Consider the following 26904-nt stretch of genomic DNA (forward strand, 5'->3'; position numbering starts at 1 on the left):
CGGTCTGCGTTTCGCAATCCGTGAAGGCGGCCGTACTGTAGGCGCTGGTGTTGTTGCTAAAGTTATCGCTTAATCGCTGATAACGTTTGACGCGACACGCGGTAAAAGGGCATCATTTGATGCCCTTTTTCTACGCTGTGAACTAGAACCTATCTCATCAGCGATTTTGCAGTCATAATCATTGGTGAGATGGGCTCTTAAAGCCGTATTGACTGAGATACGTCATAGCGTAAAACACCGAAATGCTGCCGAGCGGCATTTGATCGGTTTGGTTTGTCTTGCTGTGCGAGGCAAAGTTGTCTGTTCTGAATTCATTGTGACAGGTTGGTTTATGAGTGCGAATACCGAGGCTCAAGGGAGCGGGCGCGGCCTGGAAACGGCTAAGTGGCTGATCGTCGCCGTTCTGTTGGTTGTAGCGATTGTCGGTAACTATTACTACCGTGATTTCAGCCTGCCATTACGTGCGCTGGCTGTTGTAGTGGTTATCGCTGTTGCTGGCGCTGTAGCGCTGATGACCACCAAAGGCAAGGCCACCGTCGCGTTTGCGCGCGAAGCGCGTACAGAAGTGCGCAAGGTGATCTGGCCAACTCGTCAGGAAACGCTACATACCACGTTGATCGTTGCCGCGGTAACTGCCGTGATGTCACTGATTCTGTGGGGCCTGGATGGTATTCTGGTCCGTCTGGTATCGTTTATTACTGGCCTGAGGTTCTAAAATGTCTGAAGCTCCAAAAAAACGTTGGTACGTCGTTCAGGCGTTTTCCGGTTTTGAAGGTCGCGTAGCGCAATCGCTGCGTGAACACATCAAACTGCACGATATGGAAGAGCTGTTCGGCGAAGTCATGGTGCCTACGGAAGAAGTCGTTGAAATCCGTGATGGCCAGCGTCGTAAAAGTGAACGTAAGTTCTTCCCGGGCTATGTACTGGTCCAGATGGTGATGAATGACGCCAGCTGGCACTTGGTGCGTAGCGTTCCACGCGTTATGGGTTTCATCGGCGGTACCTCTGACCGTCCGGCACCGATCAGCGATAAAGAAGTTGATGCGATTATGAACCGCCTGCAGCAGGTTGGTGATAAGCCGCGTCCTAAAACGCTGTTCGAGCCGGGTGAATTGGTCCGTGTTAACGATGGTCCGTTCGCTGACTTCAACGGGGTTGTTGAAGAAGTGGATTACGAGAAGAGCCGTTTGAAAGTTTCTGTTTCCATCTTTGGGCGTGCAACGCCGGTGGAACTGGACTTTGCTCAGGTTGAAAAAGGCTGATCAATTAATCAGCAATAAGTGGTTTTTTGCCGCTTGCCATAGGCGCGAAATTGAACTATAATTTCGCGCCTTTTGTTTTTATAGACCTTGCTCATTGAGCGAGGTTAAACACGGGGAGCCTCTATTGAGGCGATATTACCCAAACCGAGGAATTGTAAATGGCCAAGAAAGTACAAGCCTACGTTAAGCTGCAAGTTGCAGCCGGTATGGCTAACCCAAGTCCGCCAGTTGGTCCAGCTCTGGGTCAGCAAGGCGTTAACATCATGGAATTCTGTAAGGCGTTCAATGCTAAGACTGACAGCGTTGAGAAAGGTCTGCCGATTCCGGTTGTTATTACTGTTTATTCTGATCGCTCCTTCACTTTCGTTACCAAAACCCCGCCAGCAGCAGTTCTGCTGAAAAAAGCGGCTGGTATCAAGTCTGGTTCAGGCAAGCCGAACAAAGACAAAGTAGGTAAAGTGACTCGTGCTCAGGTACGTGAAATCGCAGAAACCAAAGCTGCGGACATGACTGGTTCTGACGTTGAAGCGATGACTCGCTCCATCGAAGGTACTGCTCGTTCCATGGGCCTGGTAGTGGAGGATTAAGAAATGGCTAAGCTGACCAAGCGCATGCGCGTGATCCGTGACAAAGTTGATGCTACTAAACAGTATGACATCACCGAAGCTGTTGCTCTGCTGAAAGAGCTGGCCACCGCTAAATTCGTAGAAAGCGTTGACGTTGCTGTTAACCTCGGCATCGACGCTCGTAAATCTGACCAAAACGTTCGTGGCGCTACCGTTCTGCCAAACGGCACCGGTCGTTCCGTTCGCGTTGCTGTATTTGCCCAAGGCCCTAACGCTGAAGCAGCTAAAGCTGCTGGCGCAGAGCTGGTAGGTATGGAAGATCTGGCAGACCAGATCAAAAAAGGCGAAATGAACTTCGACGTTGTTATTGCTTCTCCAGATGCAATGCGCGTTGTTGGTCAACTGGGCCAGATCCTGGGTCCACGTGGCCTGATGCCAAACCCGAAAGTGGGTACCGTTACTCCGAACGTTGCTGAAGCTGTGAAAAACGCTAAAGCAGGTCAGGTTCGTTACCGTAACGACAAAAACGGCATCATCCATACCACTATCGGTAAGGTTGATTTCGAGTCAGACAAGCTGAAAGAAAACCTGGAAGCCCTGCTGGTTGCGCTGAAAAAAGCAAAACCATCTCAGGCGAAAGGCGTGTACATCAAGAAAGTTAGCCTCTCCACCACCATGGGTGCTGGCGTTGCTATCGATCAAAGCGGCCTGACTGCTGTAGCGAACTAATCGCCCTGCGATTATCGCTTTGACTTGGGGGTAAGATTTGTCTAGAATCTTATGCCCCAAGGTTTTGCTATTGGCTTGCCCATAGTGAAACAAAAGATTTTTCGGTTGGAGCCTGGCCTATCCAGGCCTCCGTCCAAGACCGCAGGTGTATCGAAAGGTACTTAATCTTTCCTGCGTAGACGGTGACAGAGCCTAAAGAAAATTTTAAATTGTCTTTGCTGGATTCTGCTCACCGTGTTTGAACGCTCTCACTGCGTGATTTATCACAAGGTGCTGAGTGATGTGAGTGCCGGGGATTTCCCCCGGCTAAATCCAGGAGCAAAAAGCTAATGGCATTAAATCTTCAAGACAAACAAGCGATTGTTGCTGAAGTCACCGAAGTAGCCAAAGGCGCGCTGTCTGCGGTTGTTGCGGATTCTCGTGGCGTTACCGTTGATAAAATGACTGAACTGCGTAAAGCAGGTCGTGAAGCTGGCGTTTACATGCGTGTTGTTCGTAACACCCTGATGCGTCGCGTAGTTGAAGGCACTCCATTCGAATGCCTGAAAGACACGTTCGTCGGTCCTACCTTGATTGCATTTTCTCATGAACACCCGGGCGCTGCTGCTCGTCTGTTCAAAGATTTCGCGAAAGCGAATGCAAAGTTCGAGATTAAAGCTGCGGCCTTTGAAGGTGAGCTGATCCCTGCGGCACAAATTGACCGCTTGGCAACTCTGCCTACTTACGATGAAGCAATCGCACGCCTGATGGCAACCATGAAAGAAGCCGCTGCTGGCAAATTGGTTCGCACTCTGGCTGCACTGCGCGATCAGAAAGAAGCGGCATAAGCCCTTTTTCTTATCCGTTGCTTACGTATTTAAACTATTTCTGAATTTTAGGAACAATTGTTATGTCTATCACTAAAGACCAAATTATCGAAGGCGTTGCAGCTCTGTCTGTAATGGAAATCGTTGAACTGATCGCCGCTATGGAAGAGAAGTTCGGTGTTTCTGCTGCTGCTGTAGCTGCAGGTCCTGCTGCTGCTGCTGAAGCTGTTGAAGAAAAAACTGAATTCGACGTTGTACTGAAAGGTATCGGCGCGAACAAAGTTGCAGTAATCAAAGCAGTACGTGGCGCAACTGGCCTGGGTCTGAAAGAAGCTAAAGACCTGGTTGAGTCTGCACCAGCATCACTGAAAGAAGGCATCAGCAAAGACGACGCTGAAGCACTGAAAAAAGCTCTGGAAGAAGCTGGCGCTGAAGTTGAAGTTAAATAAGCCACTGCTTTCTGAGTGCAGTCTGTTTTAACTAACAGACTGATGGCTGGTGACTTTTTGGTCACCAGCCTTTTTGCGCTGTAGGGCGTCAGTAGAGTTTCACACTGTTTGGCTACTGGCTAACCCCAATATTTCTTTCTATCGACGACTTAATATATTGCTCTCCCTGCCGCAGCAAAATCTGCCGTACAGCGCAACGAAATGATTTAAGCGTGATAGAAACGAGTATTGCGGAAAGTGTTCCCGCTTTCCGGTCGACAAAATGGTGTTGCGTGAACCGTCCTATATCCGGACGGACAGATAGGTTCGACTTTCCAGCGAGCTGAGGAACCCTATGGTTTACTCCTATACCGAGAAAAAACGTATTCGTAAGGATTTTGGTAAGCGTCCACAAGTTTTGGACATACCATATCTCCTTTCTATCCAGCTTGACTCGTTCCAGAAGTTTATCGAGCAAGATCCAGAAGGGCAATACGGCTTAGAAGCTGCATTCCGTTCTGTTTTCCCTATCCAGAGCTACAGTGGCAATTCGGAGCTGCAATACGTTAGCTACCGTCTTGGTGAGCCGGTCTTCGACGTCAAAGAGTGCCAGATCCGTGGTGTGACGTTCTCTGCACCGCTGCGCGTCAAACTGCGCCTGGTCATCTATGAGCGTGAAGCTCCGGAAGGTACGGTCAAAGACATCAAGGAACAAGAAGTCTATATGGGCGAAATTCCGCTCATGACCGAAAACGGCACCTTTGTGATCAACGGTACTGAGAGGGTTATCGTATCTCAGCTTCACCGTAGTCCTGGCGTATTCTTTGACAGCGATAAGGGTAAAACCCACTCTTCGGGTAAAGTGCTGTATAACGCACGTATCATCCCTTACCGCGGTTCATGGTTGGATTTCGAGTTTGACCCGAAAGACAACCTGTTTGTACGTATTGACCGTCGCCGTAAATTGCCTGCGACTATCATTCTGCGTGCACTGAACTACACCACTGAACAGATCCTTGACCTGTTCTTTGCGAAAGTCGTATTCGAGATCCGTGATAACAAGCTGCAGATGGAGCTGGTTCCAGAACGTCTGCGTGGTGAAACTGCTTCGTTTGATATCGAAGCCAACGGCAAGATCTACATTGAGAAAGGCCGTCGTATCACCGCTCGTCATATCCGTCAGCTCGAAAAAGACGAAATTCAGAGTATTGAAGTACCGGTTGAGTACATCGCGGGCAAAGTGGTCGCGAAGGACTATATCGATACCAATACTGGTGAGCTGATCTGTGCAGCCAACATGGAGCTGTCTCTGGATCTGCTGGCCAAACTGAGCCAGTCAGGCCACAAGCGTATTGAAACGCTGTTCACCAACGATCTGGACCACGGTGCGTACATCTCTGAGACCGTACGTGTCGATCCAACAAGTGATCGTCTGAGCGCGCTGGTAGAAATCTACCGCATGATGCGCCCTGGTGAGCCGCCAACGCGCGAAGCTGCTGAAAGCCTGTTCGAGAACCTGTTCTTCTCTGAAGACCGCTATGATCTGTCTGCGGTTGGTCGTATGAAGTTCAACCGTTCTCTGCTGCGTGACGAGATCGAAGGTTCGGGCATCCTGAGCAAAGACGACATCATTGAAGTGATGAAGAAGCTCATCGATATCCGTAACGGTAAAGGCGAAGTGGACGATATCGACCACTTGGGCAACCGTCGTATCCGTTCCGTCGGCGAAATGGCTGAGAACCAGTTCCGTGTAGGTCTGGTACGTGTTGAGCGTGCGGTTAAAGAACGTCTGTCCCTGGGCGATCTGGATACCCTGATGCCACAGGACATGATCAACGCCAAGCCAATTTCGGCGGCGGTGAAAGAGTTCTTCGGCTCCAGCCAGCTGTCTCAGTTTATGGACCAGAACAACCCGTTGTCTGAGATTACGCACAAACGTCGTATCTCTGCATTGGGCCCAGGCGGTCTGACCCGTGAACGTGCCGGCTTTGAAGTTCGAGACGTACACCCGACTCACTACGGTCGCGTGTGTCCAATCGAAACGCCGGAAGGTCCAAACATCGGTCTGATCAACTCCTTGTCCGTGTACGCACAGACGAACGAGTATGGCTTCCTGGAAACCCCGTACCGCCGTGTGCGTGACGGTTTGGTTACCGATGAAATCAACTATCTGTCTGCTATTGAAGAAGGCAACTTCGTTATCGCTCAGGCGAACTCCAACCTGGATGATGACGGCCGCTTTGTAGAAGACTTGGTCACCTGTCGTAGCAAAGGCGAATCAAGCCTGTTCAGCCGCGACCAGGTTGACTATATGGACGTATCAACCCAGCAGGTTGTTTCCGTTGGTGCTTCACTGATTCCATTCCTGGAACACGATGACGCCAACCGTGCATTGATGGGTGCGAACATGCAACGTCAGGCGGTTCCAACCTTGCGCGCTGATAAGCCGCTGGTAGGTACCGGTATGGAACGTGCTGTAGCTGTTGACTCCGGTGTTACCGCCGTAGCTCGACGTGGCGGTGTGATCCAGTACGTGGATGCTTCCCGTATCGTTATCAAAGTTAACGAAGACGAGATGCACGCGGGCGAAGCAGGTATCGATATTTATAACCTGACCAAGTACACCCGTTCTAACCAGAACACCTGCATCAACCAGATGCCGTGTGTGAACCTGGGTGAGCCAATCGAGCGCGGCGACGTGCTGGCAGATGGCCCGTCCACCGATCTGGGTGAACTGGCACTGGGCCAGAACATGCGCGTGGCGTTCATGCCGTGGAACGGCTACAACTTCGAAGACTCCATCTTGGTGTCCGAGCGTGTGGTTCAGGAAGATCGCTTCACTACCATCCACATTCAGGAACTGGCGTGTGTGTCTCGCGACACCAAGTTGGGGCCTGAAGAGATCACTGCTGACATCCCTAACGTGGGTGAAGCTGCGCTCTCCAAACTGGATGAATCCGGTATCGTGTATATCGGTGCTGAAGTGACCGGTGGTGACATTCTGGTTGGTAAGGTAACGCCAAAAGGTGAAACCCAGCTGACGCCAGAAGAGAAGCTGCTGCGTGCGATCTTCGGTGAGAAGGCATCTGACGTTAAAGATTCCTCTCTGCGTGTACCAAACGGCGTCTCCGGTACGATTATCGACGTGCAGGTCTTCACCCGCGATGGTGTGGAAAAAGACAAGCGTGCGTTGGAAATCGAAGAGATGCAGTTGAAGCAGGCGAAAAAAGACCTGACTGAAGAACTGCAAATCCTGGAAGCTGGTCTGTTTACGCGTATCCATGCAGTGCTGGTTGCCGGTGGCGTTGAAGCTGAAAAGCTGAGCAAGCTGCCACGCGATCGCTGGCTGGAACTGGGCCTGACCGACGAAGAGAAGCAAAACCAGCTGGAACAGTTGGCAGAGCAGTACGACGAGCTGAAATCCGACTTCGAGAAGAAGCTGGACGCCAAGCGTCGTAAGATCACCCAGGGCGATGATCTGGCACCAGGCGTGCTGAAAATCGTTAAGGTTTATCTGGCCGTTAAACGTCAGATCCAACCGGGTGACAAGATGGCAGGCCGCCACGGTAACAAGGGTGTTATCTCCAAGATCAACCCGATCGAGGATATGCCTTACGATGAAAACGGCACGCCGGTTGACATCGTACTGAACCCGCTGGGCGTACCATCACGTATGAACATCGGTCAGATCCTGGAAACCCACCTGGGTATGGCTGCTAAAGGTATTGGTGAGAAGATCAACCAAATGCTGAAGCAGCATCAGGAAGTGGCTAAGCTGCGTGAGTTCATTCAAAAGGCTTACGATCTGGGTGACGATGTCTGCCAGAAAGTTGACCTGAACACCTTCACCGACGACGAAGTACTGCGTCTGGCAGAGAACCTGAAAAAAGGTATGCCAATCGCAACGCCGGTGTTTGATGGTGCGAAAGAGACTGAAATCAAGCAACTGCTGGAAATGGGCGGGATCCCAACCTCGGGTCAGATTACGCTGTTCGATGGCCGTACCGGTGAGCAATTCGAGCGCCAGGTTACTGTTGGCTATATGTACATGCTGAAACTGAACCACTTGGTTGACGATAAAATGCACGCCCGTTCAACCGGTTCTTACAGCTTGGTTACTCAGCAACCGCTGGGTGGTAAGGCGCAGTTCGGTGGTCAACGCTTCGGTGAGATGGAAGTGTGGGCACTGGAAGCATACGGCGCAGCTTATACCCTGCAGGAAATGCTTACCGTTAAGTCGGATGACGTTAACGGCCGTACCAAGATGTACAAAAACATCGTGGATGGCGATCACCGCATGGAACCTGGCATGCCGGAGTCCTTCAACGTACTGTTGAAAGAAATCCGCTCGCTCGGTATCAACATCGAACTGGAAGACGAGTAATCGTGTTCCGGCTCAGGCTCCCGGCCTTAGGGAGCCTGAGGGTGGTTGTTCAGGTCACACGGGTACCTACTGCAGTTGTGGGTACCCAACAGGTTTAACTCCGACAGGAGCCAATCCGTGAAAGACTTATTGAAGTTTCTGAAAGCGCAAACTAAGACCGAAGAGTTTGATGCGATCAAGATTGCTCTGGCATCGCCAGACATGATCCGTTCGTGGTCGTTCGGTGAAGTTAAGAAGCCGGAAACCATTAACTACCGTACGTTCAAACCAGAACGTGACGGCCTTTTCTGTGCCCGTATCTTTGGGCCGGTAAAAGACTACGAGTGCCTGTGCGGTAAGTACAAGCGCTTAAAACACCGCGGCGTGATTTGTGAGAAGTGCGGCGTTGAAGTGACCCAGACCAAAGTGCGTCGTGAGCGCATGGGCCACATCGAACTGGCTTCACCGACTGCGCACATCTGGTTCCTGAAATCGCTGCCATCTCGCATCGGTTTGCTGCTGGATATGCCGCTGCGTGACATCGAACGTGTACTGTACTTCGAATCCTATGTGGTTGTTGAAGGCGGTATGACCAACCTCGAGCGTCGTCAGATCCTGACTGAAGAGCAGTATCTGGACGCGTTGGAAGAGTTTGGTGACGAATTCGACGCCAAGATGGGTGCGGAAGCTATTCAGGCCCTGTTGAAAAACATGGATCTGGAAGCTGAGTGCGAGCAGCTGCGTGAAGAGCTGAACGAAACCAACTCCGAAACCAAGCGTAAGAAGCTGACCAAGCGTATCAAGCTGCTGGAAGCGTTCGTACAGTCTGGCAACAAGCCAGAGTGGATGATCCTGACCGTGCTGCCGGTACTGCCGCCGGATCTGCGTCCGCTGGTTCCGTTGGATGGTGGCCGTTTCGCGACTTCAGATCTGAACGATCTGTATCGCCGCGTGATCAACCGTAACAACCGTCTGAAACGCCTGCTGGATCTGGCTGCGCCTGATATCATCGTGCGCAACGAAAAGCGTATGCTGCAAGAAGCGGTAGATGCCCTGCTGGATAACGGCCGTCGCGGTCGTGCTATCACCGGTTCTAACAAGCGTCCTCTGAAATCTTTGGCCGATATGATCAAAGGTAAGCAGGGTCGTTTCCGTCAGAACCTGTTGGGTAAACGTGTTGACTACTCTGGTCGTTCTGTTATCACCGTAGGTCCATACCTGCGTCTGCATCAGTGCGGTCTGCCTAAGAAAATGGCACTTGAGCTGTTCAAACCGTTCATCTACGGCAAGTTGGAGCTGCGTGGCCTGGCCACCACCATCAAAGCCGCCAAGAAAATGGTTGAGCGCGAAGAAGCTGTCGTTTGGGACATCCTGGACGAAGTTATCCGCGAACACCCGGTACTGCTGAACCGTGCACCAACTCTGCACCGTTTGGGTATCCAGGCGTTTGAACCGGTTCTGATCGAAGGCAAGGCAATCCAGCTGCACCCGCTGGTTTGTGCGGCATATAACGCCGACTTCGATGGTGACCAAATGGCTGTTCACGTACCCTTGACGCTGGAAGCTCAGCTGGAAGCGCGTGCGTTGATGATGTCTACCAACAACATCCTGTCACCTGCGAACGGCGAGCCAATCATCGTTCCTTCTCAGGACGTTGTATTGGGTCTGTACTACATGACCCGTGACTGTGTTAACGCCAAAGGCGAAGGCATGGTGTTGAGCGGCCCGAAAGAAGCGGAGCGTATTTATCGCGCCGGTCTGGCTTCTCTGCATGCGCGTGTCAAAGTGCGTATCACCGAAGAGATCAAAAACACCGAAGGCGAGACTGTACACCAGACTTCGATCATCGACACTACCGTAGGTCGCGCCATCCTGTGGATGATCGTACCGCGCGGTCTGCCGTATTCGATCGTTAACCAGCCTTTGGGCAAGAAAGCTATCTCCAAGATGCTGAACACCTGTTACCGCATCCTGGGCCTAAAGCCGACCGTTATCTTTGCTGACCAGATCATGTACACCGGTTTTGCTTACGCAGCCCGTTCAGGTGCTTCCGTAGGTATCGATGACATGGTTATCCCGGCTAAGAAAGCGGAGATCATCGAAGAAGCAGAAACCGAAGTTGCTGAAATCCAGGAGCAGTTCCAGTCTGGTTTGGTAACTGCCGGCGAACGCTACAACAAAGTGATCGATATCTGGGCTGCGGCAAACGAACGTGTTGCTAAAGCGATGATGGAAAACCTGTCGGTAGAAGACGTGGTTAACCGTGACGGCGAAGTGGAACAACAAGTTTCCTTCAACAGCATCTTTATGATGGCCGACTCCGGTGCGCGTGGTTCTGCAGCACAGATTCGTCAGCTGGCCGGTATGCGTGGCCTGATGGCTAAGCCAGATGGTTCCATCATTGAAACGCCAATCACTGCGAACTTCCGTGAAGGTCTGAACGTACTCCAGTACTTCATCTCCACGCACGGTGCTCGTAAAGGTCTGGCGGATACCGCATTGAAAACGGCTAACTCCGGTTATCTGACCCGTCGTCTGGTTGACGTGGCGCAGGATCTGGTTGTAACCGAAGACGACTGTGGGACTCACAACGGCATCATGATGACTCCGGTTATCGAAGGTGGTGACGTTAAAGAGCCACTGCGCGAACGCGTTCTGGGTCGTGTGACTGCAGAGGATGTCATCAAGCCGGGTACGGCTGACATCCTCGTACCACGCAACACCCTGCTGAACGAGAAGACGTGTGACCTGTTGGAAGAGAACTCTGTCGACAGCGTTAAAGTCCGTTCCGTAGTTAGCTGTGAAACCGACTTTGGTGTGTGTGCAAACTGCTACGGTCGCGACCTGGCACGTGGTCACATCATCAACAAAGGCGAAGCTATCGGCGTTATCGCGGCACAGTCAATCGGTGAGCCGGGTACACAGCTGACGATGCGTACGTTCCACATCGGTGGTGCGGCATCTCGTGCGGCTGCTGAATCCAGCATCCAGGTGAAAAACAAGGGTACGCTGAAGCTGAGCAATGTGAAGTTCGTTATGAACGCCGCAGGCAAGCTGGTGATTACCTCTCGTAACACCGAACTGAAGCTGATCGACGAATTCGGCCGTACTAAAGAAAGCTACAAAGTGCCTTACGGTTCTGTCATGGGCAAAGGTGACGGTGCAGAAGTTAACGGCGGCGAAACCGTTGCTAACTGGGATCCGCACACCATGCCAGTTATCACCGAAGTGAGTGGTTTCATCCGCTTCGCTGATATGGTTGACGGCCAGACCATTACACGCCAGACCGACGAACTGACCGGTTTGTCTTCTCTGGTTGTATTGGACAGCGCAGAGCGTACCGGTAGCGGTAAAGACCTGCGTCCGGCACTGAAAATCGTTGATGCCAAAGGCGACGACGTATTGATTCCAGGTACTGATATGCCTGCTCAATACTTCCTGCCAGGTAAAGCGATTGTGCAGCTGGAAGACGGCATTCAGATCGGTGCGGGTGATACCTTGGCGCGTATTCCTCAGGAATCCGGCGGTACCAAGGATATTACCGGTGGTCTGCCACGCGTTGCGGATCTGTTCGAAGCACGTCGTCCGAAAGAACCGGCAATCTTGGCTGAAATCAGCGGGATTATCTCGTTCGGTAAAGAGACCAAAGGCAAACGTCGCCTGGTAATCTCCCCGCTGGACGGCAGCGACGCTTACGAAGAGATGATTCCAAAATGGCGTCAGCTCAACGTGTTTGAAGGCGAAGTTGTGGAGCGTGGCGACGTTGTTTCTGACGGCCCAGAGTCTCCGCACGACATTCTGCGTCTACGTGGTGTGCATGCGGTTACCCGCTACATCACCAACGAAGTGCAGGAAGTTTACCGTCTGCAAGGCGTTAAGATTAACGATAAACACATTGAAGTTATCGTTCGTCAGATGCTGCGTAAAGGTACCATCGTCAGCGCGGGTAGCACCGAGTTCCTGGAAGGCGAGCAGGCTGAAGTGTCACGCGTTAAGATTGCCAACCGTCAGCTTGCTGCTGAAGGCAAGATCGAGGCAACCTTCTCACGCGATCTGCTGGGTATCACCAAGGCTTCCTTGGCGACCGAGTCCTTCATCTCCGCAGCATCGTTCCAGGAAACGACGCGCGTTCTGACCGAAGCGGCAGTTGCCGGTAAGCGTGATGAACTGCGTGGCCTGAAAGAGAACGTTATCGTGGGCCGTCTGATTCCAGCCGGTACCGGTTACGCTTATCACCAGGACCGTATGCGCCGTAAAGCACAGGGTGAAGCACCAGTTGTTCCGCAGGTCAGCGCGGAAGAAGCAACGGCTAACCTGGCTGAACTGCTGAACGCAGGCCTGGGCGGCAACAACGATTAATCGTTGAATACCGTGGTCCCGGCTTGCCGGGCCCTTGCCAGATAAACCGCTCCTTAGGGGGCGGTTTTTTTTTGCTTTTACAACATGCCGGTGCGTTGTTCTGAGTGAAGAATCCTGGAGTTAACATGTAGAGGGCCCCGGAGTCACGCGGGAAAGTACCCGACGTGATCCGGGGGAGGAGTAAGGCGGAGCCGTTGAGAATATGAGGGCTCCGGCTGGCGCCGGGTTTGGCGGCCAGCATCGCCACTATAGCGAGACCCATTTCCTGTACCAGACGCATTGGCGGCATCTGCGCGGCGTTTCCACCCCTTTTCAGGCGGTGCTGCAAGGGTTGCTGATTATTGCGGGCTTCGCCCCAAATATCCGTCCCAGTCTTTCCACACGGGTTGTAAACCGGCATCGCTGATGGCTTGTGCCACCTGTTGCGGTGTACGTCCATCATGAGGTTCAAACTGTTCCAATTCAGGCGCGACGTCGTCAGCATAACCACCGGGCTGGGTCTTGGATCCTGCGCTAACGCTGTTGATTGCTACCGGGATCATATGATCACGGAAGAACGGTGACTCACGCGTCGACAAGGACAGCTCTACATCAGGAGCGAATAGGCGAAAGGCGCAGATCAACTGTACCAACTGCGGTTCGCTCATGATTGATGCCGGTTCGATACCCCCGGCACAGGGGCGTAGGCGTGGAAATGAAATGGAGTAACGACTCTGCCAGTAGGTTTGTTGCAGGTAGAACAGGTGCTCAGCCAACATATAGCAGTCGGTACGCCAACTGTTGGACAGCCCGATCAGAGCACCCAGGCCGATCTTGTCGATCCCGGCTCGGCCCAAGCGATCCGGCGTGGCCAAGCGCCAATGAAAGTCCTGCTTCTGGCCGCGCAGATGATGCTGCAGGTAGGTCGCGGGATGGTAGGTTTCCTGGTAAACCAAGACGCCATCCAGCCCCAGAGCTTTCAACTCGGCATACTCTTCCTGTTCCAACGGCTGCACCTCCATCATCAGCGAGCTGAAATGGCGGCGGATCGCCGGAATATGTTGCCGGAAATAGTCCATGCCAACTTTGGTCTGGTGTTCGCCGGTGACCAACAGTAAATGCTCAAAACCCAGTGCTTTGATGGCCAAACATTCACGTTCTATTTCCGCAGCATCTAACGTTTTACGTTTGATGCGATTGCTCATCGAAAAACCACAGTAGGTACAGTCATTGGCGCACAGGTTGGACAAGTAAAGTGGCACATAGAAGCTGACCACGTTGCCAAAGCGTTGGCGGGTCAACTGTTGTGCGCGTTGCGCCAGCGGTTCCAGATACGCTGCGGCAGCGGGGGAGATCAGCGCCATAAAATCTTCGCGTGTCAGTCTGTCCGCATTCAGCGCATGTTCCACGTCGCGTGCGGTTTTACTGTGGATGCGTAAGGTGATGTCGTCCCAATCCAACTGCTGCCAGCGGTGACTGAAGTCATTGGTCATCACAATGCCACCCCAGTCTGACTGAGAAAAGCAGTCAATGGGCTGGAAGCTACCGCATTGCGCTGGCTGCTGCCGAGTCCGGCAAGACGTGCCAATTCACCGGCTTCCAGCGCCAGACGGAATGCCCGAGCCATTTGTACCGGATCGCGTGCTACGGCGATAGCGGTATTGACCAGCACGGCATCGGCACCCAGCTCCATGGCTTCTAACGCATGGCTTGGCGCACCGATACCGGCGTCGATCACTACCGGCACCTTTGCTTGTTCGATAATGATCTCCAGGAAATCACGGGTTCTCAGCCCCCGGTTAGAACCAATCGGCGCACCGAGTGGCATGACTGCCGCGCAACCGGCCTCTTCGAGACGTTTGCATAACACCGGATCGGCGCCGCAGTAGGGCAGAACGACAAAGCCGTCTTTCACCAGCGTTTCCGCCGCCTTCAGGGTCTCAATCGGATCCGGCAGCAGGTATTTCACATCGGGGTGAATTTCCAACTTTACCCAATGTGTGCCAAGGGCTTCACGTGCCAGTCGGGCGGCGAACACCGCCTCGGCGGCCGTTTTTGCGCCGGAGGTATTCGGCAGCAGGCGAACCCCCAGTTGCTGCAGCGGCGCCAGAATGGCGTCGTTGCCGCCGCGTAGGTCAACGCGCTTCATGGCCATGGTCACTAACTGGGAACCAGAGGCCTGTAAGGCGTCCAACATCAGCGCAGGGGTGGCGAACTTTCCGGTGCCGGTGAACAGGCGTGAAGTAAAAGTGGTATCGGCGATTTTCAACATGTCAGCCTCCCGCGATAGCTTGAAACAGCAAGATGTCATCACCGTCCTGCACCAGGTGGTTGACCCAGTCGGCACGCGGGATGATGGTTTGGTTGATAGCCAGCGCGGTGCCCGGCTGGTGGCGTTCCAACTGCTTGAGCAGTGCGTCGACGCTCAGTGGCTGCGCTAATTCTAACGGCTGGTCATTAAGCCGGATCTTCATGCTGCCCCTCCGCATGCCGCACAGGTGCTGGCATGGCTGAGTTGCAGTGTGCTCCAGCTTTGTTGTTTTCCGTCGAAGAGCCGCAGTTTGCCGCTGATGGCGGAAGGCATTCCCGCCAACATTTTTATCGCTTCCAGGGCTTGCAGCGTACCCATGACGCCGACCACCGGACCGAGTACACCCGCGGTGCGGCAGTTGCGCTGGGGTTCGGTGTGTTCCGGATACAAGCAGGCGTAGCAGCCGTGGGCATAGGGCGGCTCAATAACCAACAACTGGCCGCTGAACCCCACGGCACTCCCGCTGATCAGCGGTTTACCGGCCTTGATGCAGGCGGCATTCACCGCATGGCGAGTTTCCATGTTATCGCTGCAATCCAAAATCAAATCAGCGCGTTCTACGGCATGCTTCAATGCTTCGCCCTGCAGACGCTGTTCCATCGCGAGGGTTTCTATCATCGGGTTTAATGCCTGTAGCTGACGTTGCGCCAGGCAGGCTTTGCTTTTTGAAACATCGGTGCTGCGATACAGAATTTGACGTTGCAGATTGGTGATGTGCAACTGATCGTCATCTGCTAACAACAAGGTACCCACACCGGCGGCGGCTAAATAGAGTGAGGCGGGGGAGCCTAAGCCTCCTAATCCGACAATCAGCACCGTCGAACGTTTTAGCTTCTCCTGGCCTTCTGGGCCGATATCCTCCAGCAGCAATTGACGGCTGTAGCGCAGGAACTCTTGATCGTTCAACATGGCATTACTCCTTGCCTTCGATCAGTTGCAGCAATTCTGAGGTGGCTGCTCGCCAGTCTGCGGCCTGGGTAATTGCGCTGACGACGGCCACGCTGCCAACGCCACAATCGAGTACGGCGGCTACGCGATCAATGCTGATCCCGCCGATCGCTACCGTCGGGTAATCATTCAACCCGGAGATATGGCGTCTCAGTTCGACTAACCCCTGGGGTGCGGAAGGCATATCTTTGGTTTGCGTCGGGAAAATATGCCCCAGCGCAATATAAGACGGCTTTACCGCAATGGCGCGGGCCAGCTCGGCATCGTCGTGGGTGGAAACGCCCAAACGCAATCCGGCACGGTGAATAGCCGCCAGATCGGTGGTATCCAGGTCTTCCTGACCGAGATGTACGCCATAGGCACCGTGTTTAATCGCCAACTGCCAGTAGTCATTGATGAACAGCCGGGCGTTATACCCTTTACCGAGGGCAATGGCTGCGGCAATATCCTCTTCGACTTGCTCTTCCGGCAGATCCTTAATGCGCAGTTGAATCGTGGTGACGCCTGCTTCTAATAGGCGGGCAATCCATTCAACGCTGTCGACGACCGGGTATAGCCCCAACTTGTGCGGTGTAGCGGGGAAAGGTGTGTTGATATCAGTCATTGCTCAGTTCCTCCTGCAGGTTACCGGCGCTGTGGTAGAGCTCGCTGCCGCGTGATCGGAACTCGGCTGACATTTTTTCCATCCCGATTATCTGCACCTCCACCGGTTTGGTGGCTTCCTGGGCTGCGGCATAGTCGCGAACTTCCTGCGAGATTTTCATCGAGCAGAATTTCGGCCCGCACATGGAACAGAAATGGGCAATTTTGCCGGATTCCTGCGGCAGCGTTTCATCGTGATAAGCACGTGCGGTGGCCGGATCGAGTGCGAGATTGAATTGATCTTCCCAGCGGAATTCGAAGCGTGCTTTTGACATGGCGTTATCGCGGATCTGTGCGCCGGGGTGGCCTTTGGCCAGATCCGCCGCGTGGGCAGCAATCTTATAGGTGATCAGGCCCTGTTTGACGTCTTCTTTGTTCGGCAGGCCGAGGTGTTCCTTCGGCGTGACATAGCAGAGCATAGCGCAGCCGAACCAGCCAATCATGGCGGCCCCGATACCGGAGGTGAAATGGTCATAACCTGGTGCGATGTCGGTGGTCAGCGGACCGAGGGTGTAGAACGGCGCTTCGTGGCAGTGCTCCAACTCTTCGGTCATGTTGCGGCGGATCATCTGCATCGGCACGTGGCCTGGGCCTTCGATCATTACCTGCACGTCATATTCCCAGGCAATTTTGGTCAGTTCACCCAAGGTGTGCAGTTCGGCGAACTGAGCCTCGTCGTTGGCATCCTGAATTGAGCCTGGGCGTAGCCCGTCACCGAGTGACAGTGAGACGTCATAGGCGGCGCAGATTTCACAGATTTCGCGGAAGTGCTGATACAGGAAGTTTTCCTGATGATGGGACAGGCACCACTTGGCCATGATCGAACCACCACGGGAGACAATACCGGTCAGGCGTTTCGCGGTCATGGGGACGTAGCGCAGCAGTACACCCGCATGGATGGTGAAGTAGTCGACGCCTTGTTCCGCTTGTTCCAGCAGCGTATCGCGGAACATTTCCCAGGTCAGGTTTTCCGCGACCCCGTTGACCTTCTCCAAAGCCTGGTAAATAGGCACTGTGCCGATCGGTACCGGACTATTACGTAAAATCCATTCGCGCGTTTCGTGGATATATCGACCGGTGGATAAATCCATCACGGTGTCCGCACCCCAGCGGGTGGACCACACCAGTTTCTCGACTTCTTCCTCGATCGAAGAAGTTACGGCTGAATTCCCGATATTGGCGTTGACCTTCACCAGGAAGTTGCGGCCGATGATCATCGGTTCGGATTCAGGGTGGTTAATATTGGCAGGGATGATGGCACGACCTGCAGCGACCTCTTGCCGGACAAATTCCGGTGTGATGTTTTCCGGCAGGTTGGCGCCCCAGCTTTGCCCCGGGTGCTGGTGGCGTAATACTTCGCCGCGGATACGTTCACGGCCCATATTTTCGCGGATGGCGATAAATTCCATTTCTGGTGTGACGGTGCCAGCACGTGCGTAGTGCAACTGGGTGACGCATTTGCCGGGTTGCGCCTTGCGTGGCTGCGGGAGATGTTCAAAACGCAGGTGATCCAGACCCTCATCCGCCAAACGCTGCTGGGTAAACCCTGAACTCACGTTGTTGAGGGTTTCGGTATCGCCACGTTCGGCGATCCATTCCGCGCGCAGCTTTGTCAGGCCGCTATGCACGTTGAGTTCTGACAGCGGATCGCCGTAAGGGCCGGCGGTGTCATACACCGGGATAGCCTCGTTCTGTTCGTACTGTGGGTTATCTTTGTCGCCACCAATCAGCGTCGGGCTAAGTTGAATTTCACGCATCGGTACCTGCAGGTCGCTACGTGAGCCCTGCAAATAAATACGGCGTGAGTTGGGAAATGAAACGCCCTGAAGAGTCTCAATAAACTGCTGGGCTTCTTCGCGTTGCTCTTTACGGGCACGAGGTTTCTTAACGTTAGACATAGCAAGTTCCTACCAGTGTGTTGGGTTGGGAAAGTTGCTTGTCTGGAGCTCGGAGGGAGTAATGATGCTGGCCAGCAGGACGGGATTGTCCCAAATTGGGGCACCTGCCTATGGCGATAGATTACTCTTGTTCCCTTCGCGGGTATTAACCCGATCAGGTTCCGCGGATCCCGAATTAACGGTCTCAGCCTGGCCAATTTGATGAACAAATCAGGCGCTAGGCACTCCGACAAGATGCCCCCAGTATAGGAGGGATAATAAAAAACACTACAAAATTTTAACGGGTCTGATCCAAGGGGGCGTCCGTCAGGGCTTGTTGCCAGGCTTCAGCTGCCAATTGGATCAACTTATCTTCCAGGGTAAAACGTGCTGCCAGCGTTTCACCGATATTTGACAACGCCTGATGGAATTCCAGACACACATCCTGATCAATATCTACTTCGGTATAGCGATCGTGGAAGGCCATGATCTGCTCTGTATTGGCCCAGAGCTTGGGGTAGATGTTAACTGCCAGAGACATTTTGGGACTGGATGCGCCTTCCACTTGTTTGATAATTCTGTCATAGATATGGAAATGACCGGCAGAGAGATAATCCACCAGATTATGGCAAAAGTTCTCCAGCGCTTTTTCATTCAGCGGCGTATGCTTTTCTTTATTCGGTTTGATGCCCACGAGGGTGCAATAGGCGACCAGCAATTGCTTGCGAGCCTGAAGCCATTGATCAACTAATTCATTACTACCACCAACGCGCTGAGTCAGGCTTTCCAAACGGTTGAGCATGTTTGACTCCGTAAGTAATAAAACGTAACAGTAAGTTATTAAAATGTAACAAGGCCGATTTGTAGAGTGCCAGTGAAGCTGAGGTTGTGCAACAACGATATGGAACTTGCATTAACAGGTAATGAAAATGGCTGGTGGATCGTCAGCCATGAAAGCAAACTTTGGTTACCGAACGGTGAACTGCCGTGCGGTTCTGCGGCATCATTCTCCCTGCAAGGGCGAATGGCACGCGCTATTGGCGAATGGGAAGGGCTGCCGGTCTGGTTGGTACGGCATGCAATGCCGCAGGAAATGGGCTCGGTACGCCAACTGCTTGAACTCGATCGCGGGTTGTTTCAACTCGCAGGGCGCGGCGTGCAACTGGCCGATTTTTACCGTTCTCATCGTTACTGCGGTTACTGCGGCCATGAGATGCACCTCAGCCGTACCGAAAGCGCCTGCCTGTGCAACCATTGCCGGGAGCGTTACTACCCGCAGATAGCCCCTTGCGTGATTGTTGCCATTCGGCGCGATGATGAGATCTTGTTGGCACAACACGTGCGGCATCGCGGTGGTATTCATACCGTACTGGCGGGCTTTGTTGAGGTTGGCGAAACGCTCGAGCAGGCGGCAGCCCGTGAGGTCATGGAGGAAAGTAATATTGAAATCAAAAACCTGCGTTATGTCACTTCGCAACCCTGGCCGTTCCCGCATTCGCTGATGATGGCCTTTATGGCCGATTACCACCGGGGTGAGCTCCGTCACGATCCCAAAGAACTGTTGAATGCCGGCTGGTACCGCTACGATCAGTTGCCACTGTTGCCACCGCCCGGTACCGTGGCGCGCCGTCTGATAGAGGACACCGTAGCCTTATGCCGTGAGCAATAAATCGCTACAATACCGGCAGATGAATAAGGGAGCCCCATAATGAATGAGTTGAAGAACGATCGTTACCTGCGCGCACTGCTACGTCAGCCGGTGGATGTGACCCCTGTATGGATGATGCGTCAGGCCGGTCGTTATTTGCCGGAGTACAAGGCCACCCGTGCTCAGGCCGGTGATTTCATGTCGCTGTGCAAGAATGCGGAACTGGCCTGTGAGGTTACGCTGCAGCCACTGCGCCGTTTTCCACTGGATGCTGCCATTCTGTTCTCCGACATCCTCACCATTCCCGACGCTATGGGGCTCGGTTTGTATTTTGAAACCGGCGAAGGCCCACGTTTTTCCTCGCCGATTACCTGCCGTGCTGATGTGGATAAACTGCCTGCGTTCGATCCGGAAGTGGAGTTGGGTTATGTCATGAACGCAGTGCGCACTATCCGTCGTGAGTTGAAAGGTGAAGTACCGCTGATTGGCTTCTCTGGCAGCCCGTGGACGCTGGCAACGTATATGGTGGAAGGCGGTAGCAGTAAGGCCTTTACCAAACTGAAAAAGATGATGTACGCCGAGCCAGCCACGTTACATTTGCTGCTGGATAAGCTGGCGGACAGTGTCATTTTGTATCTCAATGCCCAAATTAAAGCCGGTGCACAGTCTGTGATGGTATTCGATACCTGGGGCGGGGTGCTGACGGGGCGTGATTACCGTGAGTTCTCGCTGCACTACATGCATAAAATTGTCGACGGCTTGCTGCGTGAAAATGACGGCCGGCGCGTACCTGTCACGTTGTTCACCAAAGGCGGTGGTCAGTGGTTGGAAGCCATGGCGGCCACGGGTTGTGATGCCTTGGGCCTTGACTGGACGACAGACATCGCTGATGCACGCCGCCGCGTAGGGGATAAAGTAGCACTGCAGGGCAATATGGATCCTTCCATGCTGTATGCGTCGCCTGAGCGTATCGGTCAGGAAGTGGAAACTATTTTGGCGGGCTTTGGCCAGGGTGAAGGACATGTGTTCAATTTAGGCCACGGTATTCACTTGGACGTGCCACCGGAAAACGCCGGTGCGTTCATTGAAGCAGTCCACGCGCAATCAGGGAAATACCATCGTTAAGGAACTGACGTGATTGATACTCAAACCCTGCGTGCAGAGCAACTGCTGCGCGCCTCCGAAGTCATTCGCCAGGATGATTTTTTGGTCGACCCTCCGGCCTTTGTCGCCGGGGCCGACGTGGGCTTTGAGCAGGAGGGGGCGGTGACTCGTGCAGCTATCGCCATCCTGCGCTATCCGTCACTGAAGCTGGTTGAATACCAAGTGGCCCGTGTGGCTACCACCCTGCCTTATATCCCCGGTTTTTTATCGTTCCGTGAATATCCCGCGTTGCTTGCCGCCTGGGAGCAATTGCATCAGAAGCCAGACCTGGTTTTTGTCGACGGCCATGGGATCTCGCACCCGCGCCGTTTGGGTGTTGCCAGCCATTTTGGCCTGTTGGTCAACGTGCCGACCATCGGTGTCGCTAAAAAGCGCCTGTGCGGTAAATTTGCTCCCTTGGATGCCGCAGCCGGAGCGTTGGCACCGCTGGAGGACAACGGTGAGCAGCTTGGTTGGGTGTGGCGTAGTAAAGCACGCTGTAACCCGCTGTTTATTTCCACTGGCCACCGCGTTGGGGCCGACACTGCACTAGACTGGGTTCAACGTTGTATGGCCGGTTACCGTTTGCCGGAACCCACTCGCTGGGCCGATGCCATCGCCTCGCGCCGACCGGCCTTCCAGCGCTGGTTGCAGCAGCATCCAGAGATGCCGCAATGACCGATTTCGGTTACACTGCGGCGCAGATAACGCGTAAGAGAGTGAATAATGCTACGTAACCCGATTCATTTACGTCTGGAAAAACTTGAAAGCTGGCAACATTTGACCTTTATGGCCAGTTTGTGCGAGCGTATGTACCCGAATTACCAGATGTTCTGCCTGCAAACCGAGTTCGGCGATCCGGCGATTTACCGTCGCATTCTGGATTTGGTGTGGGAAACGCTGGTGGTCAAGGACGCCAAGGTCAACTTTGACAACCAACTGGAGAAGTTGGAAGAGGCGATCCCTTCGGCAGAAGATTACGATCTTTACGGTGTTTACCCGGCGATTGACGCCTGTATTGCATTAGGGGAACTGATCCATTCGCGACTCAGCGGGGAGACGCTAGAGCACGCCATCGCCATCAGTGAAACGTCAATTCGCACTGTGGCGATGCTGGAAATGACTCAAGCCGGTAAAGAAATGACCGACGATGAGCTCAAGGTTTTGCCTGCGGTAGAGGAAGAATGGGACATCCAATGGGAAATTTTCCGCCTGTTGGCTGACTGTGAAGAGCGTGATATAGAGCTGATCAAAGGGTTGCGTTCTGACCTGCGAGAGGCGGCGGTAAGTAATATCGGGATAAATTTAACGCAATAAGGCAAGAAAACGTGATTTAACGCCTGATTTGTCATGCCTTAAGGCTTCACATCCGCACCCTGTCTGGTCTACATTTGGGGGGCGTAAAAAAAGTGGCTATCGGTGCGTGTATGCAGGGAGTGCTGTCCATCGGCATATCCGTCGCACTCGATGCTTTGCAAACGATAAACACACTGTAAGGATAACTTATGAACAAGACTCAACTGATTGATGTAATCGCGGACAAGGCTGACCTTTCCAAAGCACAAGCTAAGCTGGCTCTGGAATCTACCCTGGCTGCTATTACTGAGTCTCTGAAAGAAGGTGATGCAGTACAATTGGTTGGTTTCGGTACTTTCAAGGTAAACCACCGCAACGAGCGCACTGGTCGTAACCCGCAGACTGGTAAAGAAATCAAAATCGCAGCTGCTAACGTGCCTGCGTTCGTTTCTGGTAAAGCACTGAAAGACGCAGTTAAGTAATACTGCGTGTTCGTGAAAAGATTAAACAGGGGGGCAATCGCGCCCCTTTTGTTTATCCGACAGGCGCTTATGGTCATTGGCATTGCCGGTGGCCTGAGCGCCTGCAGCAGTCATTCCGATCTTCCTGCCTTTAGTGCCAGCGGTTATGTTGCCGATCAGGGTGTTGTCCGGCTGTGGCGTAAAGACGACGATCAGCATCGCCCAGTGGTGTTGATGAGCGTCTATAGCCCTTATCGTGGCCCGGGTACAGTCACCACGCTTTACGAATATCAAAATGGCACGCTGCGCCAGATTAAGCGTACCGACGCTGATGGCGATCGCGACTCTATCCAATTGCGCTTTGCCGATGACGGTAGCGTGAGCTTTATGCAGCGCCAACTGGCCACGCGGCGTGAACCACTGACCACAGACGAAATCGCGTTGTATCAGTATCAGGCGCGACGAGTGCTTGAAGTCAGCAATGCGCTGCGCGCCGGTAAGGTGAAACTGCTGCAGGGGCATTGGCAGCAGGGCGTAGTACAAACGTGCGATGGACAAACGCTAAAACCGGGGCTCGATGGCAGTGCCGAAGCATGGATTGCGCGACGTGCCAGCAACAGCAGTCAGCCGGTGAATATAGCTTGGTTGGAAGCGCCGGAAGGGAGTGAGTTGTTGCTGGTGGCAAACGATGATTTTTGTCGTTGGGAACCGAAAGAAGACCAGCTATAAAAAAGGCCCCGCATTGCGGAGCCCAAGAGATTTTCAGCGTTCAGATCATTTGCCGCGTGCAATCGCGCGATAGCCAATGTCTTTACGGCAGAAACTGCCCGGCCACTGAATACCCTCCGCCAGCTGATAAGCACGTTGTTGTGCTTGCGCTACCGTTTCACCGAGTGCGGTTACGCACAGTACACGCCCACCACTGGTCACCACGTCATTGTCCTGCATGCGAGTACCTGCATGGAACACCTTACCGTCGGCGCTTTCCTGTTGCGGCAGACCTTGAATAACATCACCATTGTTGTAATCACCTGGGTAACCACCGGCGGCCAGCACTACGCCTAGCGCAGGGCGTTCGTCCCATTCAGACGTTTTCTCATCCAGCTTGCCTTCCGCACCGGCCAGACACAGCTCAACCAGATCGGAACGCAGACGCAACATAATCGGTTGGGTTTCTGGATCGCCAAAGCGGCAGTTGAATTCAATTACCTTAGGCTGACCGTCGGCAGAGATCATCAGACCCGCATACAGGAAGCCAACGTAGGTATTGCCTTCCGCTGCCATGCCGCGTACGGTTGGCCAAATAACCTGGTCCATGGCGCGCTGGTGGATCTCATCAGTGACGACAGGTGCCGGGGAGTAGGCCCCCATACCACCGGTATTGGGGCCAGTATCGCCGTCGCCGACGCGCTTATGATCTTGGCTGGTAGCCATAGGCACCACGTTCTCACCGTCGACCATCACGATAAAGCTGGCCTCTTCACCGTCGAGGAACTCTTCGACCACGATGCGGTGGCCCGCATCGCCAAATGCGTTCCCGGCGAGCATGTCCTGTACCGCGTCCTCTGCTTCCTGCAGCGTCATGGCAACGATCACGCCTTTGCCAGCAGCCAGGCCATCGGCCTTGATGACGATAGGGGCACCTTTGCTGCGTATGTAGGCTAGCGCTGGCTCAACCTCGGTAAAGTTCTGGTACTCGGCGCTTGGGATATTATGGCGGGCCAGAAAATCTTTGGTGAAGGCTTTGGAGCCTTCTAATTGTGCTGCAGCTTGGGACGGTCCAAAGATTTTCAGACCGGCGGCTTGGAAAGCATCAACCACGCCAATCACCAGCGGTGCTTCCGGCCCGACAATGGTGAGACCGATATCGTGGCTCTGGGCAAAGGCAAGCAGGGTCGGGATATCGGTAGCGGAGATCGCGACGTTCTCCAAATTGCTTTCCAGAGCGGTACCGGCGTTACCCGGTGCAACATAGACTTTATCTGCTAAGGGTGACTGAGCGGCTTTCCAGGCAAGTGCGTGTTCACGCCCACCGTTGCCGATAATCAAAATATTCATCAGGTGCTCCACGCTAAGCGTGCGCCGTCGCGCACGCGGCAAAAGGGATTAATGGCGGAAGTGGCGCATGTCGGTAAAGATCATCGCGATACCGTGCTCGTTGGCAGCGGCAATCACTTCATCATCACGGATCGAACCGCCTGGTTGGATCACGCAACGGATGCCCACGGCTGCAGCAGCATCAATGCCATCGCGGAACGGGAAGAAAGCGTCAGATGCCATCGCGGATCCTTTGACTTCCAGACCTTCGTCAGCGGCTTTGATCCCGGCGATCTTGGCTGAGTAAACACGGCTCATCTGGCCGGCACCTATGCCGATCGTCATGTTGTCACGGGCATAAACGATAGCGTTGGATTTCACAAACTTGGCGACTTTCCAGCAGAACAACGCATCTTGCAGTTCTTGCGCCGTTGGCTGGCGTTCGGATACCACGCGCAGATCGCTTTCACTGACCATGCCCAAATCGCGATCTTGCACCAGCAGGCCACCGTTGACACGTTTGAAGTCGAGAGCGGCAACGCGTTGTTGCCATTGACCACAGGCCAGGACGCGGACGTTTTGTTTTGCAGCCAGCAGTGAGCGGGCTTCCTGACTGATGCTTGGCGCGATAATCACTTCTACAAATTGACGGCTGATAATGGCTTGCGCGGTAGCGGCGTCCAGTTCGCGGTTAAAAGCAATGATGCCGCCGAAAGCAGAGGTAGGGTCGGTTTGATAGGCGCGTTCATAGGCCGCCAGAATATCGTCGCCGATTGCTACGCCACATGGGTTGGCGTGCTTGACGATCACGCAAGCGGGCTCGGCAAACTCTTTCACGCACTCCAGTGCGGCATCGGTATCGGCGATGTTGTTGTAGGACAGCGCTTTACCTTGTAGCTGTTCCGCGGTAGCGACAGAGGCTTCCTGAACGTTCTCTTCTATATAGAAGGCAGCTTGCTGGTGGCTGTTTTCACCGTAACGCATATCCTGCTTCTTAATATAGTTGAGGTTGAGCGTCCGAGGGAAACGGCCGGAAGGCTGCTCGGTATCACCGTGGTAGGCCGGAACCAGTGCGCCGAAGTAGTTGGCAATCATACTGTCGTAGGCGGCGGTGTGTTCGAAGGCTTTAATCGCCAGATCAAAACGGGTGGCGTATTGCAGCGAACCGTCGTTGTTATCCATCTCGGTAATAATAGCGGCGTAGTCGCTGCTCTTTACTACGATGGCGACATCTTTATGGTTCTTGGCCGCGGAGCGCACCATGGTTGGCCCGCCAATGTCGATGTTCTCAACAGCGTCCTCCAGTGAACAGTTCGGACGAGCGACTGTCTGGGCGAACGGATACAGGTTTACTACCACCATATCGATCGGCTTGATGTCATGCTGGCTCATGATGGCATCGTCCTGGCCGCGGCGACCAAGAATGCCACCGTGTACTTTGGGGTGCAGAGTCTTTACTCGTCCGTCCATCATTTCCGGGAAGCCGGTGTAGTCGGAAACTTCGGTAACAGGCAGGCCGGCATCTGCCAGTAGGCGGGCAGTACCACCGGTGGAGAGCAATTCAACGCCACGCTGGGAAAGCGCTTCGGCGAATTCAACGATTCCGGCTTTATCAGAGACGCTGAGCAGGGCCCGGCGGATTGGACGAGGTTGTTGCATGGTTTTATCCCTTGGCTTTGAAGTCGCAATAAAAGAGCGTTACGTGAATTTCCACCTTCTTCTCTCTATAAAGAAAGGTTTTTCTCTATATAAAGGGGCAAGCAGGCACAGATTCAGGTAACGCCCCCATTAAAAGGGGAGCGTTTCGTCGCGGGGAATTGTAGCGAAAACGTTTGCGTGGCGCTCGTAAATTTTCCGTTCAAATGCGTTCTGTGGATAAGTTTGTGTACAACAAGGTATAAGGCCGGGTTTTGCTGTGGAATGCAGCAAACGATCGTTTTTGTCGAAAATACCTATTGCGGCCTGCTGAGAACTCCCTATAATGCGCCTCCATCGACACGGAACATGTGAACAACTTCACAGAGTCTCCGGGGTTCGAAGAGAAAAAAT

24 protein-coding genes and 1 riboswitch are annotated in these 26904 nt (G+C 53.6%); of the genes, 15 read left to right on the forward strand and 9 right to left on the reverse strand.

The features are described from left to right. From AC2FCQ_RS23845 to rpoC, 9 genes are all read left to right on the forward strand, one after another. A partial coding sequence (locus AC2FCQ_RS23845; RefSeq protein WP_131818057.1) for an EF-Tu C-terminal domain-related protein occupies positions 1–73 on the forward strand: 73 nt, incomplete at its 5' end. A gap of 258 nt (positions 74–331) precedes the next feature. Further along, on the forward strand, positions 332–715 hold the full coding sequence (gene secE, locus AC2FCQ_RS23850; RefSeq protein ID WP_020828746.1) for a preprotein translocase subunit SecE: 384 nt from the start codon (positions 332–334) through the stop codon (positions 713–715). Position 716: 1 nt separating this feature from the next. After that, on the forward strand, positions 717–1262 hold the full coding sequence (gene nusG, locus AC2FCQ_RS23855; RefSeq protein WP_490309127.1) for a transcription termination/antitermination protein NusG: 546 nt from the start codon (positions 717–719) through the stop codon (positions 1260–1262). A 158-nt stretch (positions 1263–1420) separates the two neighbouring features. Further along, on the forward strand, positions 1421–1849 hold the full coding sequence (gene rplK / locus AC2FCQ_RS23860) for a 50S ribosomal protein L11 (protein WP_015376316.1): 429 nt from the start codon (positions 1421–1423) through the stop codon (positions 1847–1849). 3 nt (positions 1850–1852) lie between these two features. After that, complete coding sequence (rplA, locus tag AC2FCQ_RS23865; RefSeq protein WP_012004742.1) at positions 1853–2557, forward strand: 50S ribosomal protein L1; 705 nt, start codon at positions 1853–1855, stop codon at positions 2555–2557. A 329-nt stretch (positions 2558–2886) separates the two neighbouring features. Beyond that, entirely contained in the window at positions 2887–3384 is a 498-nt protein-coding gene (gene rplJ, locus AC2FCQ_RS23870; RefSeq protein ID WP_037425754.1) for a 50S ribosomal protein L10, read from the forward strand. Positions 3385–3446: 62 nt separating this feature from the next. Further along, on the forward strand, positions 3447–3812 hold the full coding sequence (gene rplL, locus AC2FCQ_RS23875; RefSeq protein WP_209640422.1) for a 50S ribosomal protein L7/L12: 366 nt from the start codon (positions 3447–3449) through the stop codon (positions 3810–3812). 334 nt (positions 3813–4146) lie between these two features. After that, a complete protein-coding gene (gene rpoB, locus AC2FCQ_RS23880; RefSeq protein WP_037425757.1) occupies positions 4147–8175 on the forward strand; it encodes a DNA-directed RNA polymerase subunit beta in 4029 nt (1342 codons plus the stop codon). Between the two features lie 117 nt (positions 8176–8292). Continuing rightward, positions 8293–12513, forward strand: a complete 4221-nt coding sequence (rpoC, locus tag AC2FCQ_RS23885) for a DNA-directed RNA polymerase subunit beta' (RefSeq protein WP_209640429.1) — start codon at positions 8293–8295, stop codon at positions 12511–12513. A gap of 338 nt (positions 12514–12851) precedes the next feature. On the opposite strand, the gene thiH is transcribed toward rpoC, so the two are convergent. The 7 genes from thiH to rsd form a co-directional block, all read right to left on the reverse strand. Then, positions 12852–13985 (reverse strand): 2-iminoacetate synthase ThiH, encoded by a 1134-nt coding sequence (thiH, locus tag AC2FCQ_RS23890; protein ID WP_490309133.1) that lies wholly within the window; start codon positions 13983–13985, stop codon positions 12852–12854. Further along, entirely contained in the window at positions 13985–14764 is a 780-nt protein-coding gene (locus AC2FCQ_RS23895; protein WP_209640431.1) for a thiazole synthase, read from the reverse strand. The genes thiH and AC2FCQ_RS23895 overlap by 1 nt, the downstream gene beginning before the upstream one ends. Position 14765: 1 nt before the next feature. After that, on the reverse strand, positions 14766–14966 hold the full coding sequence (thiS, locus tag AC2FCQ_RS23900; RefSeq protein ID WP_209640434.1) for a sulfur carrier protein ThiS: 201 nt from the start codon (positions 14964–14966) through the stop codon (positions 14766–14768). Then, entirely contained in the window at positions 14963–15712 is a 750-nt protein-coding gene (locus AC2FCQ_RS23905) for a HesA/MoeB/ThiF family protein (protein WP_490309128.1), read from the reverse strand. The genes thiS and AC2FCQ_RS23905 overlap by 4 nt, the downstream gene beginning before the upstream one ends. 4 nt (positions 15713–15716) lie before the next feature. Next, positions 15717–16355: a thiamine phosphate synthase gene (thiE, locus tag AC2FCQ_RS23910; protein ID WP_490309129.1), complete on the reverse strand. Its 639-nt coding sequence runs from the start codon at positions 16353–16355 to the stop codon at positions 15717–15719. Further along, complete coding sequence (thiC, locus tag AC2FCQ_RS23915) at positions 16348–18291, reverse strand: phosphomethylpyrimidine synthase ThiC (RefSeq protein WP_490309130.1); 1944 nt, start codon at positions 18289–18291, stop codon at positions 16348–16350. The genes thiE and thiC overlap by 8 nt, the downstream gene beginning before the upstream one ends. A gap of 114 nt (positions 18292–18405) precedes the next feature. Further along, a riboswitch (TPP riboswitch) is annotated at positions 18406–18530 on the reverse strand. A gap of 38 nt (positions 18531–18568) precedes the next feature. Next, on the reverse strand, positions 18569–19072 hold the full coding sequence (gene rsd / locus AC2FCQ_RS23920; RefSeq protein ID WP_209640443.1) for a sigma D regulator: 504 nt from the start codon (positions 19070–19072) through the stop codon (positions 18569–18571). Positions 19073–19171: 99 nt separating this feature from the next. On the opposite strand from rsd, the gene nudC reads away from it, so the two are divergent. From nudC to AC2FCQ_RS23950, 6 genes are all read left to right on the forward strand, one after another. After that, positions 19172–19939: an NAD(+) diphosphatase gene (gene nudC / locus AC2FCQ_RS23925; RefSeq protein ID WP_265557166.1), complete on the forward strand. Its 768-nt coding sequence runs from the start codon at positions 19172–19174 to the stop codon at positions 19937–19939. A gap of 39 nt (positions 19940–19978) precedes the next feature. Next, a complete protein-coding gene (gene hemE / locus AC2FCQ_RS23930) occupies positions 19979–21043 on the forward strand; it encodes a uroporphyrinogen decarboxylase (protein ID WP_209640449.1) in 1065 nt (354 codons plus the stop codon). Positions 21044–21052: 9 nt separating this feature from the next. Further along, positions 21053–21739 carry a deoxyribonuclease V gene (gene nfi / locus AC2FCQ_RS23935; RefSeq protein ID WP_490309131.1) on the forward strand — a complete coding sequence of 229 codons (687 nt, stop codon included), beginning with the start codon at positions 21053–21055 and terminating at the stop codon, positions 21737–21739. A gap of 48 nt (positions 21740–21787) precedes the next feature. After that, on the forward strand, positions 21788–22378 hold the full coding sequence (locus AC2FCQ_RS23940) for a YjaG family protein (protein WP_209640455.1): 591 nt from the start codon (positions 21788–21790) through the stop codon (positions 22376–22378). A 188-nt stretch (positions 22379–22566) separates the two neighbouring features. After that, on the forward strand, positions 22567–22839 hold the full coding sequence (gene hupA, locus AC2FCQ_RS23945; RefSeq protein ID WP_012004757.1) for a nucleoid-associated protein HU-alpha: 273 nt from the start codon (positions 22567–22569) through the stop codon (positions 22837–22839). Positions 22840–22908: 69 nt separating this feature from the next. Next, complete coding sequence (locus AC2FCQ_RS23950) at positions 22909–23547, forward strand: DUF1481 domain-containing protein (protein ID WP_245210110.1); 639 nt, start codon at positions 22909–22911, stop codon at positions 23545–23547. Between the two features lie 45 nt (positions 23548–23592). Here AC2FCQ_RS23950 and purD read toward each other — a convergent pair whose 3' ends face one another. Both purD and purH read right to left on the reverse strand, forming a co-directional pair. After that, positions 23593–24876, reverse strand: coding sequence for a phosphoribosylamine--glycine ligase (gene purD, locus AC2FCQ_RS23955; protein ID WP_490309132.1), 1284 nt, complete (start codon positions 24874–24876; stop codon positions 23593–23595). Between the two features lie 48 nt (positions 24877–24924). After that, positions 24925–26514 (reverse strand): bifunctional phosphoribosylaminoimidazolecarboxamide formyltransferase/IMP cyclohydrolase, encoded by a 1590-nt coding sequence (purH, locus tag AC2FCQ_RS23960; protein ID WP_209640462.1) that lies wholly within the window; start codon positions 26512–26514, stop codon positions 24925–24927. Positions 26515–26904: the final 390 nt, after the last annotated feature.

Source organism: Serratia sp. CoH_134_PS_4 (genome assembly GCF_058190535.1).